This is a genomic window from Sphingopyxis sp. GC21, assembly GCF_025727575.1.
Lineage (GTDB): Bacteria > Pseudomonadota > Alphaproteobacteria > Sphingomonadales > Sphingomonadaceae > Sphingopyxis > Sphingopyxis terrae_A.
In genome coordinates this window covers 613,058-626,295 of the sequence record NZ_CP095845.1, presented here as the reverse complement: position 1 = coordinate 626,295, position 13,238 = coordinate 613,058, and the positions used below count along the sequence as shown (strand labels likewise).

At 64.6% G+C, this 13,238-nt stretch carries 10 protein-coding genes; 7 read left to right on the top strand and 3 right to left on the bottom strand.

What is annotated here, in order from left to right; genetic code table 11:
• Positions 1-506 precede the first annotated feature (506 nt).
• Positions 507-1,385 (bottom strand): hypothetical protein, encoded by an 879-nt coding sequence (locus MU856_RS03005; protein WP_263588338.1) that lies wholly within the window; start codon positions 1,383-1,385, stop codon positions 507-509.
• A 273-nt stretch (positions 1,386-1,658) separates the two neighbouring features.
• Here MU856_RS03005 and serS point away from each other — a divergent pair, with 273 nt between their 5' ends.
• From serS to MU856_RS02975, 6 genes are all read left to right on the top strand, one after another.
• Positions 1,659-2,933 (top strand): serine--tRNA ligase, encoded by a 1,275-nt coding sequence (gene serS, locus MU856_RS03000; protein WP_263588337.1) that lies wholly within the window; start codon positions 1,659-1,661, stop codon positions 2,931-2,933.
• A gap of 122 nt (positions 2,934-3,055) precedes the next feature.
• Positions 3,056-3,835: a 5'/3'-nucleotidase SurE gene (gene surE / locus MU856_RS02995; RefSeq protein WP_263588336.1), complete on the top strand. Its 780-nt coding sequence runs from the start codon at positions 3,056-3,058 to the stop codon at positions 3,833-3,835.
• A 41-nt stretch (positions 3,836-3,876) separates the two neighbouring features.
• The gene (locus tag MU856_RS02990) at positions 3,877-4,947 is read left to right on the top strand and encodes a M23 family metallopeptidase (RefSeq protein WP_263588335.1); all 1,071 of its coding nucleotides are present in this window, start codon (positions 3,877-3,879) and stop codon (positions 4,945-4,947) included.
• On the top strand, positions 4,944-5,999 hold the full coding sequence (locus MU856_RS02985; protein ID WP_003047390.1) for a potassium channel family protein: 1,056 nt from the start codon (positions 4,944-4,946) through the stop codon (positions 5,997-5,999). Before MU856_RS02990 ends, MU856_RS02985 begins: the two co-directional genes overlap by 4 nt.
• A 64-nt stretch (positions 6,000-6,063) precedes the next feature.
• Positions 6,064-7,434, top strand: coding sequence for a 30S ribosomal protein S12 methylthiotransferase RimO (gene rimO, locus MU856_RS02980; RefSeq protein ID WP_263588334.1), 1,371 nt, complete (start codon positions 6,064-6,066; stop codon positions 7,432-7,434).
• An 85-nt stretch (positions 7,435-7,519) separates the two neighbouring features.
• The gene (locus MU856_RS02975) at positions 7,520-9,001 is read left to right on the top strand and encodes a DUF4403 family protein (RefSeq protein WP_263588333.1); all 1,482 of its coding nucleotides are present in this window, start codon (positions 7,520-7,522) and stop codon (positions 8,999-9,001) included.
• Here the strand turns inward: MU856_RS02975 and MU856_RS02970 are convergent, their stop codons facing one another.
• Positions 9,002-10,015, bottom strand: coding sequence for an inorganic phosphate transporter (locus MU856_RS02970; protein ID WP_263588332.1), 1,014 nt, complete (start codon positions 10,013-10,015; stop codon positions 9,002-9,004).
• Between the two features lie 15 nt (positions 10,016-10,030).
• Positions 10,031-11,155: a DUF47 family protein gene (locus tag MU856_RS02965; RefSeq protein WP_003047402.1), complete on the bottom strand. Its 1,125-nt coding sequence runs from the start codon at positions 11,153-11,155 to the stop codon at positions 10,031-10,033.
• Positions 11,156-11,356: 201 nt separating this feature from the next.
• Between MU856_RS02965 and MU856_RS02960 the strand changes: the two genes are divergently transcribed.
• Positions 11,357-12,862 carry a flavin-containing monooxygenase gene (locus MU856_RS02960; RefSeq protein ID WP_263588331.1) on the top strand — a complete coding sequence of 502 codons (1,506 nt, stop codon included), beginning with the start codon at positions 11,357-11,359 and terminating at the stop codon, positions 12,860-12,862.
• Positions 12,863-13,238: the final 376 nt, after the last annotated feature.

Sequence of the window (13,238 nt, the reverse complement as noted above, 5' to 3'; positions counted from 1 at the left end):
ATGCCGCTGCAAATTAACCGGTTGAGGCCATTTCGCGTGAAACACGTATTGTTTTGGGACAGTTACGCGCATTTCGGTTGATTTCGCATATCAATTCCCGCTGTCGGACAATCAAACGCGGTTAACGCAATTGCCGCGTTCACAAAGCTTTGGCCTTTTGGCGCTAGCGAAGGCGCGCACGGGTGTCGGCCAACGACATGGGGCGCACCTGCAACGGGAAAGAGAGAGTAACCTATGTCTGTCCGAATGGCCCTCGCCAAGCTTTGTGCCTGCACCTGCGGCGGCGCGATCATCGGTAGCGGCGCGATGCAGATCGCCGACGTACCGGCTGCGGCTGCGCAGGTCCAGAAATCGGGCTCCTGTTGCAAGAAGGTCGTGCGCAAGCGCCACGTGGCGAGAAAGCCCGTCAAGCGCGTCCGGCGCGTCGTCACGACCACGCGCGTGATCCGTACCGTGACCCCGCAGCAGCAGTTCGTCACCCAGACGATCCCCCTGCCCCCCATCCCCTATGCCCCCTTCCCGCCGCGCGGCGAAGGCTTTGGCGGCGGCAGCAGCGGCGGCGGCGTGACCGTTATCGGCGGCGGCTTTGGCGGCGGCTTCGGCGGCGGTTTCTTCGGCGGTTTCTTCGGCGGCAGCTCGGGTGGCAGCAGCGGCAGCGTGGTCGTCACCTCGACCACCACCGGCGGCCTCAGCTCGACTACCAGCAGCACCTCGGGAGGCGTTTCGACGTCGACGGGCGGGGTGAGCACCTCGACCTCGACCGGCGGCGTTTCAACCTCCACGGGCGGCATCAGCTCGACCACCTCGACGGGCGGCGTCAGCACCTCCACCGGCGGCGTTTCGACCTCGACCGGTGGCGTCAGCACCTCGACGGGCGGCGTATCGACCTCCACGGGCGGCGTGAGCACCTCGACCGGCGGCGTTTCGACCTCGTCGGGCAATGTCAGCTCCTCTTCGTCGAGCAGCAGCTCGTCGTCGAGTTCCTCGTCCTCCTCTTCTTCCTCGTCGTCGAGCTCGTCGTCGTCGGGCGGTGGCAGCTCGCACGGCAGCTCTGGTTGGGGCAGTTCGTCGAAAGGCGGCTCCTCGCATGGCAGCTCTGGCTGGGGCAGCTCGTCGAAAGGCGGAAGCTCGTCGCACGGCGGGTCGTCGTCGCACGGCGGAAGCTCGGGCAGCTCGGGCGGTTCGGGCAGCAGCAGCTCCTCAAGCTCGTCGTCGAGCAGCAGTTCCTCTTCGTCGAGCAGCAGTTCGTCGAGCGGCGCGACCTCGTCGGGCGCGACCGGTGGCAGCAGCAGTTTCGGCGGATCGAGCAGCAGCTCGTCGTCGTCATCTTCGTCGAGCAGCAGCTCGTCGAGCTCATCCTCCTCGTCCAGTTCCGGCGGCAGCACGAGCAGCGGATCATCCGGTGATCCAACCCCTGTTCCTGCGCCTCCGATGATGCTATTGTTCGGTGCAGCAGCAGCCGCGCTCGTCTCGCGCCGCCGCGCCGCGAATCGCAACGGCGACGAAGCTGACGCGGCCTAACGGATCCACTGGAGGTCATGGGGGGGGAGACCCAGACCACCTTCTGGGGGCCACTCTTAGGGGTGGCCCCCTTTTTTGCGTCCCGATGATATCCGCGCAGGGTTGCGCCGCGAAGGCAGCAACGCCATAGCGCGGCGATGCACGATATCCGCCTGATCCGGGAAAACCCGCAAGCTTTCGACGCCGGCCTCGCGCGCCGCGGCTTCGAACCCATGTCCGCGACGATCCTCGCCGCCGACGCCGAATTGCGTGCGCTCCAGACCGCGATCCAGGCATCGCTGGCGCGCCGCAACGAAGCATCGAAGCTGATCGGCCAGGCGATGGCACAGGGCGACAAGGATCGTGCCGAATCGCTCAAGAGCGAGGTCGCCGCGCTCAAGGAAAAGCTCCCGGCAGAGGAACAGGCCGAACGCGACCGGCTCGCCGCGTTGCAAGACATATTGGCGGCGCTGCCCAACCTGCCGGCCGACGACGTCCCCGATGGCCTCGACGAAGAGGGTAATGTCGAAATCGCGCGCTGGGGAACCCCGCGCAGCTTCGATTTCCAGCCGCTCGAGCATGCCGATTTCGGTCCCGCGCTGGGGCTGGATTTTGAGACCGCGGCCAAGATGTCGGGCGCGCGCTTCGCCTTTCTGAAAGGGCAGATGGCGCGGCTCGAACGCGCGCTCGGCCAGTTCATGCTCGACATGCAAACGGGTGAGCCGGGCTATGTCGAATGCGCAACGCCGCTGATGGTGCGCGACGAGGCGGCGTTCGGAACCACGCAACTGCCCAAATTCCGCGAGGACCTGTTCCAGACCACTGACGGCCGCTGGCTGATCTCTACCTCAGAGATGAGCCTGACCAATGCGGTGCGCGAAGAAATTCTGCCCGAGGCCGACCTGCCCGTCCGCATGACCGCGCTCACGCCCTGCTTCCGGTCGGAGGCCGGATCGGCGGGGCGCGACACGCGCGGCTATATCCGCCAGCACCAGTTCTGGAAGGTCGAGCTTGTCTCGATCGTCCGACCCGAGGATTCGGACGCCGAACTCGAACGCAAGACGCGCTGCGCCGAAGCGGTGCTCGAAGCGCTCGACCTGCCCTATCGCAAGATGCTGCTATGTGCGGGCGACATGGGATTTGCCGCGCGCAAGACCTATGACCTCGAAGTCTGGCTGCCGGGCCAAGGCGCCTATCGCGAGATTTCGAGCTGCTCGAACTGCGGCGATTTCCAGGCGCGCCGGATGAACGCCCGCTTCCGCCGCGACGGCGCCAAGGCGAATGAATTCGTCCATACGCTCAATGGTTCGGGGCTTGCGGTGGGCCGCACGCTTGTCGCCATCCTGGAAAATTATCAGCAGGCAGACGGCAGCGTCGATGTTCCGCCCGCACTCTTGCCCTATATGGGCGGGATCGCGCGGCTGGTGCCCTGATCCGCCATTGCGAGCGCAGCGAAGCAATCTCCAGCCTTCGATCAAGCGCAAATATTCCGCTGGAGATTGCTTCGTCGCTGCGCTCCTCGCAATGACATAATGACATATAGTCTGGAAAAGCCATGCGCGTCCTTCTGACCAACGACGACGGTTATCACGCCCCCGGCATGGCCGTGCTCGAAGCGATCGCGCGCCAGCTTTCCGACGACATCTGGGTCTGCGCCCCGGCAGAGGAGCAGTCGGGCGCCGGCCACTCGCTCACCCTCTCGCGCCCGGTGCGCGTGCGCGAGCATGGCGAACGGCGCTGGTCGTGCACCGGCACCCCGACCGATTCGGTGATGATCGCGATGGGCAAGCTGATGCCTGAAAAGCCCGACCTGATCCTCTCGGGCGTCAATCGCGGCGCGAACCTTGGCGACGACATCACCTATTCGGGCACCGTTTCGGCGGCGATCGAGGGTGCGCTGGCCGGCATCCCCGCCATCGCGCTGAGCCAGGTCTATGCGCGCGAAGGCATGGGTGACGCTGTGCCGTTCGAGGCGGCCGAGGCATGGGGCGCCAAGGTGCTGCGCCCGCTCGTCGCCATGGCGATGACGCCGCGAACGCTGATCAACGTCAATTTCCCCGCCATCCCCGCCGAAGCAGTGAAGGGCATCCGCGTCGTGCGGCAGGGCTTCCACGATTACAGCCGCGGCTCGATCGTCGAGGGCACCGACCCGCGCGGCTATCGCTATTACTGGTTCGGGCTGCACGGGATCGAACATTCGCCCGGCCACGACACCGACCTCGAGGCGATCGACGACGGCTATATCGCGGTGACGCCGCTGCAACTCGACCTCACCCACGACGCCTCGCTCGCTGCGCTGCGCGGCGCCTATGCCGCCCGATTGGCGTCGGATTAACCATAGTAGATTTCCCGGCGCGGCTCTGCCAAAGGACCGCGGTGGGGAAAATTCATCATTATATCGGCGCGTTGACCGGCGCCCTCGCCCTGTCGGCCTGTATTCCGGCCACCACCGCTCCGGCTCCGCGTGCGGCTGCACCGACGCAGCAGGCCCGAGCTTCCGACTTCGAGCGCGGTTCACTTGGCGAGGTTGTCGGCGGCGACGCGCGCCCGACCTGGACGCTTCAGCGCGTCGCGGCCAACGCCCGCGATATTGCCGCCTCGACCTATGTTGTGCGTCCCGGCGACACGCTGCGCGCGATCGGGGCGACGACCGGCGCGGGGTCCGAGGCCATCGCGATGGAGAATGACCTTGCGCCGCCCTATACGCTGCGCCCCGGGCAACAACTGCAGATTCCGGCGGGTCGCTACCACAGCGTCGCCGCGGGCGAGACCGGCATCGGCATCGCCCATGCCTATGGCGTCGATTGGGGCGAGGTGGTGACGATCAACGCGCTTGCCGAGCCCTATATCCTGCGCGTCGGTCAGCGCTTGCGCCTGCCTGCTTCGGCCCGGCCGCTGACCCCTGAGCAGGTCGATGTCGCCGCGCGCGCCGCCGCCTTCCGTCTCGACATCGACGATATCATGACCGGCAGCCAGCCCGCGCTCGCCGCCAGAACGCGCCCCGCCGCCGCCAGCGCCGCGCCACGCGCGCCCGTCACCACCGCCATCGCGCCGCCCGCCGCCTTTTCGGGCCGTTTCCAATGGCCGCTGCAGGGCAAGCTGATCGCACGTTTCGGTCCGCTTGCGCCCGGCAAGGTCAATGACGGGATCAACATCGCCGCCGCGCGCGGAACGCCGATCCATGCCGCGGCGGCCGGGGTCGTCGCCTATGCCGGCGATCAGATCGCGGTCTATGGCGGCCTGATCCTGATCGATCATGGCGGCGGCTGGATGAGCGCTTATGGCCATGCGGCCAAGATCGACGTCCAGCGCGGACAGGCGGTCAAGGCGGGCGAGGTGATCGGCCTCGCCGGCGCCACCGGGCAGGTGCAATCGCCGCAACTCCATTTCCAGCTCCGCAAGAATCGGATACCCGTCGATCCGATGAAGCAGTTGCCGCCGCGATGAGCCGTCGTCCGTCCGACCGACTGAAGCTCCAGCACCGGTTTCAACCGCTGCGCCGCGCGAGCAAATGGCCCGTCTGGGCGGATGTCACCGCGCGGCTCGGCCTCGCCTTCTTGCTGATCGCCTTCGTCGTCCTCGTGCACTGGATCGATCGCGCCGGACTGAAGGACAGCCACGACGGCCACATCAGCTTCCTCGACGTCGTCTATTTCACGATGATTTCTGTCACGACCACCGGCTTCGGCGATATTGCGCCGGTATCGGACCGCTCGCGCCTGATCGAGGCGCTGATCGTGACGCCGATCCGCATCGCCGTGCTCTTCATCTTCGTCGGCACGGCCTATAGTTTCGTCATCAAACGCACATGGGAAAAATGGCGCATGGCTCGCATCCAGGCAAAACTCACCGATCACATCGTCGTTCTGGGCTTCGGCGTCAGCGGCGGCGAGGCGGTTCACGAACTGATCGCGCGCGGCACCGATCCCGCTTGCATTGTCGTCATCGATCCGTCGCGCCAGCGCATCAATGCCGCCGAAGCGATGGGCTGCAACGTGCTGGAAGGCGATGCATCGAGCGACGAAACCTTGCTCGATGTGCGGATCGCGCAGGCCCGCTCGGTGCTGGTATCGGCGGGACGCGACGACACGTCGATCCTGATCGTCCTGACCGTCCGGCATCTTGCGCCGCAGGTACCGATCAGCGTCGTCATCCGGACTCAGGACAATGAATTGCTCGCGCGGCAAGCGGGTGCGAACGACGTCATCAACCCGGTCAGCTTCACCGGGCTACTGCTCGCCGGATCGGCGCAGGGCGCGCATATCGCCGATTATATGGCCGACCTTGCCTCGGTATCGGGCAAGGTGCAGCTCAACGAACGCCCGGTGCGGCCCGAGGAAATCGGCAAGAGCATCGACGAACTCGCCAGCGGCGGCCGCGGCCTGCGCATCTATCGCGGCGGTCAGCCGATCGGCTTCTGGGAAGCGGGTGCAAAATCCCTGCAGAGCGGCGACATATTGGTCGAAGTCATCCCGTGCGAGGCGTGCGAAGCCGATTAGGCTTTACGCCCAAGCAGCGGGCGCGTGACAAGGGCGCAAAAATCGCCTATGCGCGCGGCCGATCATGACAATCAAGACCCTCCCCGCCCAGCCGAAAGTCGGCATGGTTTCGCTCGGCTGTCCGAAGGCACTCGTCGACAGCGAACGGATTCTGACCAAATTGCGCGCCGACGGCTATGGCCTGTCGCCCGACTATGCCGGCGCCGACGTGGTGCTCGTCAACACCTGCGGCTTCCTCGACAGCGCGAAGGAGGAAAGCCTGGAGGCGATCGGCGAGGCGATGGCGGAGAATGGCCGCGTCATCGTCACCGGCTGCATGGGCAACGAGGCGGAGGTCATCCGCGCGCGTTTCCCCAACGTCCTCGCGGTCACCGGCGCGCATCAATATGAACAGGTTGTCGACGCGGTCCACGAGGCGGCGCCCCCGACTCAGGGGCCATTCGTTGATTTGATCCCCGAAGGCGGGCTGAAGCTCACACCGCGCCACTACAGCTATTTGAAGATCAGCGAAGGCTGCAATCACAGCTGCGCCTTCTGCATCATCCCCGATCTGCGCGGCAAGCTCGTCAGCCGCCGCATCGACGCGGTGCTGCGCGAGGCTGAAAAGCTCGTCGCGGCAGGGACGAAGGAGTTGCTGGTGATCAGCCAGGACACCTCGGCCTATGGCGTCGACATCCGGCACCAGCCGCGCGAATGGAAAGGCCATGAGGTGCGTGCGCACATGACTGAGCTCGCGCGCGAGCTCGGTCAGTTAAAGACTAGCGACGGTCGCGCGCCGTGGGTGCGGCTCCACTATGTCTATCCCTATCCGCACGTCGATGCGGTGATCCCGCTGATGGCCGAGGGGCTGTTGACGCCTTATCTGGACATCCCCTTCCAGCACGCGAGCCCGAAGGTTCTGAAGGCGATGAAGCGCCCGGCGAACGAAGCCAAGGTGCTCGAACGGCTGAAAGCCTGGCGCGCGATCGCACCCGACATCGCGATCCGCTCCAGCTTCGTCGTCGGTTTCCCCGGCGAAACCGAAGAGGATTTCCAATATCTCCTCGACTGGCTCGACGAGGCGCAGCTCGACCGCGTCGGCGCCTTCCGCTTCGAACCCGTCGCGGGCGCGCAGGCGAATGCCCTGCCCGATCCGGTCCCCGAAGAGGTCAAGGAAGAACGCTATCAGCGGATCATGGCGAAGACCGCAGCGATCAGCGCCGCAAAGCTCGAAGCCAAGGTCGGCCGCACGCTTGCCGTCATCATCGACGAAGTGGGCGAAGCCGACGAAGACGGCAGCATCGGCGCCACGGGCCGCAGCCAGGCCGACGCCCCCGAAATCGACGGGCATGTCTATCTGCGCGATGTCGCCGCGACGCTGAAAGCCGGCGATATCGTCGATGTGGTGGTCGAAGATGCCGACGAGCATGACCTGTTCGGGGTCGTCGCAGACTGATCGCCCTCTTCCTGATGCGCGCAAATTGTTGGAACGGCTTTCGCCGATCGATGTTATCTGACAGATATCGATCGGGGACAGGGCCATGCACGCGATCAAGGGGCTGATTGTTGCATCATGTCTGGCGGCTACGCTCGCCGGCTGCGATCCCGCGAAGGGCGGCGACGAAGCTCCGCCGCATGCCACCGACACGGCGCCCACCCCCTCGCAAACGTCGCTGATCGCGGTCCCGGTCAACGCCGACATCGCCCCACTGAAACGCGAACTCGAACGGGCGATCCCAAAGACGCTGTGGACGATCAACCGGCGCGAAAGGGCCTGCGTCGAACCGCAACGCGTCAAGCTGTTCGGCAAGAAGGTAAAGGTGACGCCGGCGATCCCCTGCACCATCGTCGGGCAAGTCACGCGCGGGGCGCTGCGCATGCGCGGCGAAGGAAACGAGATCGTCGTCGATGTACCGCTGCATGCGCGGATCAGCGCGCGCGACGTCGGCGGCGTGCTGAAGGGTGAAACCGCGACCGGATCGGCAATGGCGCATGCGCGCGTGCGGGTCGATCTGACCAGCGACTGGCGGATGCAGGGTAAGGCGCGGATCAGCTATGGCTGGACCAATCCCCCCGGCATCGACTTTCTGGGCCAGCGCATCACCTTCACTGACGAGGCGGATGAAAAGCTCCGCCCGGTGATCCGCGATGTCGAACGCGAAGTGAATCGTGAGATCGCCCGCATCAACATCCGCGCCCAGGCGGCCGACATCTGGCGCCAGGCCTTTACGACGATCGAGCTCAACCGCGGAAATCCCCCCGTGTGGATGCGGGTCACGCCGCAGCGTATCCTGTTCGGCGGATTCCGCGTCAATGGCCTGCGGCTCTACCTCAATCTTGCGGTCGAGGCGGTGACCGAAAGCTTCGTGTCGAACCGGCCGCAGGATCCGGCGCCGACGCCGCTGCCGCGGCTGGTGCGCGAAATGCCCAAGCCGCATTTCGACGTGCGCGTGCCGGTGATCGCCCATTATGCGCAGCTCGAACCCGTGATCGCGCGGGCGCTCGCCAAACGATCGCTGCGGCCGTTCGACCTGCCCGCCGTCGGTCCAGTCGATGCGCGCATCGGCAAGGTCACTGTCTATGGCGCGCCCGACAACAAGATTGCGGTGGGGGTCGACATGGATGTGCTGTCGGTCGGAGCGAAGCGCGCGCCCACGCGCGGCCGTGTCTGGCTGACCGCGCGTCCGGTGAACAAGCCGGGATCGGCCGAGGTGCGCTTCACCGACCTGCACATCAACGGCGACACCAACGGGATCAAGGGTGACATCTTCGTGCTGTTGGCACAGCAACCCGATTTCGCGCCGATGATCGCCGACGCGCTGACCCAGAATTTCACCCGCGATCTCACCGAACTCGAAGCCAAGATCCGCCGCGCGATCGACCAGCGACGCGAAGGCGACTTCGTCATCCGGACCCGCATCGACAGTTTCGAAACCGGCGAGATCAAGGCGTATGGCAATGGCCTCTACCTCCCCGTCCGCATGGTCGGGGCGGCGAGCATCGACTATCGCCCGGCGAAATGATCAGAACAGGCGCGTAAGCGAATAGAAGAGCGCTGCAACGATCGCACTCGCCGGGATGGTGATGAACCAGGCGACGACGACGTTGCTCGCCACGCCCCAGCGCACTGCACTGGCGCGGCGCGCGACACCGGCGCCGATGATGCTGCCGGTGATCGTATGGGTCGTCGACACCGGAATGCCGAGCAGGCTGGCGGTGAACACCATGATCGACCCGCCGGTCGAGGCGGCAAAACCCTGATGCTGCGACAATTTGGTGATGCGTCCGCCCATCGTCTCGATGATCTTCCACCCGCCCGACAAGGTGCCGAGACCGATCGCGATATAGCAGCTGATCGCTACCCAGTGGGGCACATGGAAATCGCCGGTCAGATAGCCGGTCGAATACAGCAGCACGGTGATGACGCCCATCGTCTTCTGCGCGTCGTTAAGACCGTGGCTGAGCGAATAGGCGGCCGATGAAACGAGATGCAGGCGGCGGAACGTCACTTCGGCGAATTTCGCGGTCGAGCGCCGGAACGCCCAGCTGCTGAGCAGCATCACGAGCATCGAGAGCAGCATGCCGAGCAGCGGCGAGAGGAAGATCGCGATGACCGTCTTGTTGAGCCCCGACCACTGGATGCCCTCGAATCCCGCATGGGCGATGCCCGCGCCGACGATGCCGCCGACGAGCGCATGGCTCGACGAGGACGGGATGCCCTTCAGCCAGGTGACGACATTCCAGAACATCGCGCCGACCAGCGCGCCGAAGACCACCGCTGGCGTGACCAGATCCTTGTCGATCAGCCCGGCGCCGATCGTTTCTGCCACCTTGTGCAATTGCGGAAAAGCGAGGCTCAGGAAATAGGCCGCGAAGTTGAAGAAGGCGGCGAACATCACCGCCTGCACAGGCTTCAGCAGCCGCGTCGCGACGACCGTCGCAATGCTGTTTGCGGCGTCGTGCAGGCCGTTCAGAAAGTCGAACGCCAGCGCGAGGAGGATCAAGCCAGCGAGAAGAGGAAATGCCAGTTCGTGCATGAGCGCGCGCCCCGCTTACGCGTGGTCGATAACCAGACCGTCGATTTCGTTCGCGACATCCTCGAACCGGTCGACGACGCGCTCGAGGTGGCTGTAGAGTTCGCGCGCGATCATGAAGTGGATCGTGTTCGACGCCCCATGTTCCTTGAACAATCGCTTCAGCCCTGCCGCGTGGATCTCGTCGGCATGCCCCTCCATGCGGACCAGCCGCTCGGTGAGTTCGTGCAGGCGGGTACCGTTCGCGGCGACATTGCGCAGCAGCGGCAGCGCCTCGACCGTCAGCCGCGCGGCATCGACGATGATCGCCGCGATATCACGCATTTCGGCGTCGAATTCCTTGACGTCGTACAGGTCGATCGCGCCCGCGGTCTTCTGCATCTCGTCGATCGCGTCGTCCATCGAGGCGATGAGGTCGGTGATCGCGCTGCGGTCGAAGGGGGTCAGGAAGGTGCGGCGAACGGTCTGCAGCACTTCGCGCGTGATCGCGTCGGCATCATGCTCGCGCTCGACGATCTCCTGGATATGGTCGGCCATGCCCTCGCCGCCCTGGAGCAGCCGCGCCAGCGCTTCCGATCCCGCGGCTAGCGTCGCCGCATGCGCTTCGAACAGATCGAAGAAATTGCCCTGCCTCGGGAGCAGGCGCTGGAACCAGGCAAACATGCGATTGACCCCTGTCTTTTCCGCAACGTTGAACATGACCCCCGATCGCTGCGCCGCGACGCGAAAGCCGCTGTCGCCGAACGACCGGATAAGGGCCTGAAGATCGGGTTCGTCGACCGCCCCCGCGGCCTCGTCGAAAGTGAACCAGCGCCGCTCGCGCTCGTCCATTTCCTTCCATTCGGAAAGCTCCCGCGTCACGGCGAGCGGAAACACTTCGACATTGTACATGATCGCGGCGCCGTTCGCGCGGCGCTTGCGATATTCATAGCTGCCGATCGAGGTGGGGCAGACCGCGCCGATCACCCCCGCCTCTTCTTCGGCCTCGACCGCCGCCGAAGCGTGGCGGTCCATCCCGGTCAGCGGATTGCCTTTCGGGATCACCCAGCGGCCCGTGCCGCGCGAGGTGATGAGCATGATTTCGGTGGGGCCATCCTTGCCCACGCCCGCGAATCGATAAGGAAGCACCGCAATTTGACGCATAAACCGGCCGAAATCCTAAACTACCGCCGGAGCCGCGGTGTTTCATTGCCATTCGGTGACGCCCCTATGACAATATTGTGACAGCGGCAATGGCGCATTGGCCGCGATGCCCTTTCCGTAAACGTCAATTCGATTGCAAAATGCAACGCTGTGCGTAAGCTGCGACCTTAAAGACAAATGGGAGACGAAATGATGGCAGGCATGGACAGCCCCGTGGATCAGGACGTTCTGATCGTCGGCGCCGGCCTTTCGGGCATCGGCATGGCCGCGCATCTCCAGATGCACAGTCCCGACCGCAGCTTCGCGCTGGTAGAGCGGCGGGCCAATCTGGGCGGCACCTGGGATCTGTTCCGCTACCCCGGCATCCGGTCGGACAGCGACATGCACACGCTGGGTTTCGTCTTCGAACCGTGGCGGCACGAAAAGTCGATCGCCGACGGCCCCTCGATCCTCGAATATCTCAACCGCATCGTCGACGAGCGCGGCATCCGCGAGCATATCCGCTTCAACAACAAGGTTGTCGGCGCCGACTGGGATAGTGCCGCCGCGCGCTGGACCGTGACGATGGAAGACGACAAGGGCGCGGTCAGCACGACGACCGCGCGCTGGCTCTACCTCGGCTCGGGCTATTATGATTATGACGAGCCGTTCGACGCCAATTTCACGGGGCGCGAGGATTTTGCGGGGCAGATCATCCACCCGCAATTCTGGCCGAAGGATTTCGACTATTCGGGCAAGAAGGTCGTGGTCATCGGATCGGGCGCCACCGCGGTGACGATCGTCCCGTCGATGGCGGACAAGGCCGCGCATGTGACGATGCTGCAACGCACGCCGACCTGGTATGCCATCCGTCCGGCAAAGGACGGATTCGCCAATTTCCTGCGCAAGATCCTGCCCGAAAAGACCGCCTACCGGCTGACGCGGTTCAAGAATATCCGCCTTCAGGACATCGTTTTCCGCCGCGCGCGCGAAAAGCCGGAAAAGGTTGCGGATTTCCTGACCAAGAAGCTGAAGCAGGCGCTCGGCGACCGTTACGATCCCGTCGCTTTCACCCCGCCCTATAATCCGTGGGACCAGCGGCTCTGCCTTGTCCCCGATGCCGACTTTTTCGAAGCGATGAAGGCGGGCAAGGCCTCGGTCGTCACCGATCATATCGAACGCTTCGACAAGACCGGCATCCAGCTCAAATCGGGCCAGCATCTCGACGCCGACGTGATCGTTACGGCGACCGGCCTCAAGCTCGCGGTCGCGGGCAAAATCCCCGTCCGCGTCGATGGCGAGCCGGTCGCGTGGAACGAGCATTTCTATTACAAGGCGTGCATGTTCTCGAACGTGCCGAATTTCTCGGTCGTCTTCGGCTATCTCAACGCCAGCTGGACGCTACGCGCCGACATCGTGTCCGAATATGTCTGCCGCATCCTCAACCATATGCGCGATACCGGCACGACAGTCGCAACGCCGCTGCTCGCCGACCCGACGAGCCTGACCGAAGAGAATATCTTCGACTTCTCGTCGGGCTATATCCAGCGCGCGCTCCACATCATGCCCAAAAATGCCGACAAGCTGCCGTGGCGGCTCAGCCAGAATTATGTCCAGGACCGCATCGACATGCGCACCGGCCCGGTCGATGACGGCGTGCTCAAATTCGGCAAGGCGGCGTCGGTATCGAAGGAGGCATCGGCCCCGGCCCTCGAAGCCGCGGAGTAATCGGCGGGTTCGGTTTTCGCCATATCAAAGGATTGGTGGCGACCGGTTGTAGACACCTTCTTCATCGTATCCCGGACTTGATCCGGGATCCATTCACGCAGCGTCGAAACAATGAATCCCGGATCAAGTCCGGGATGACGAAAGAAGGACTATGCAGCGCCACCTTGGGGAAGTGGCAGCGTCCGCTTCCCATCTGTGGACGCCCCAAAAGACGCAAGCGATTTTTGGAGGTAGTGCACGTAGTCGGATGCGGCCATCTGTCCGGCCTTGCAATGCAGCATCGGAGGCTGCGGGCCCGTATGGGAGTTCGCGGACCGGAACCACATCACCCACAGCGTGCTCGCGGCACAGTGGAAAGCCCTGGTTCTTCCGGCCC

What these genes read in the sequence shown, in the direction of transcription:
- MU856_RS02960 (WP_263588331.1), top strand. Translation starts at nt 11,357, where the DNA reads ATGGACAGCCCCGTGGATCAGGACGTTCTGATCGTCGGCGCCGGCCTT.
- MU856_RS02970 (WP_263588332.1), bottom strand. Translation starts at nt 10,015, where the DNA reads ATGCACGAACTGGCATTTCCTCTTCTCGCTGGCTTGATCCTCCTCGCG.
- MU856_RS02975 (WP_263588333.1), top strand. Translation starts at nt 7,520, where the DNA reads ATGCACGCGATCAAGGGGCTGATTGTTGCATCATGTCTGGCGGCTACG.
- rimO (WP_263588334.1), top strand. Translation starts at nt 6,064, where the DNA reads ATGACAATCAAGACCCTCCCCGCCCAGCCGAAAGTCGGCATGGTTTCG.
- MU856_RS02965 (WP_003047402.1), bottom strand. Translation starts at nt 11,155, where the DNA reads ATGCGTCAAATTGCGGTGCTTCCTTATCGATTCGCGGGCGTGGGCAAG.
- MU856_RS02985 (WP_003047390.1), top strand. Translation starts at nt 4,944, where the DNA reads ATGAGCCGTCGTCCGTCCGACCGACTGAAGCTCCAGCACCGGTTTCAA.
- surE (WP_263588336.1), top strand. Translation starts at nt 3,056, where the DNA reads ATGCGCGTCCTTCTGACCAACGACGACGGTTATCACGCCCCCGGCATG.
- serS (WP_263588337.1), top strand. Translation starts at nt 1,659, where the DNA reads ATGCACGATATCCGCCTGATCCGGGAAAACCCGCAAGCTTTCGACGCC.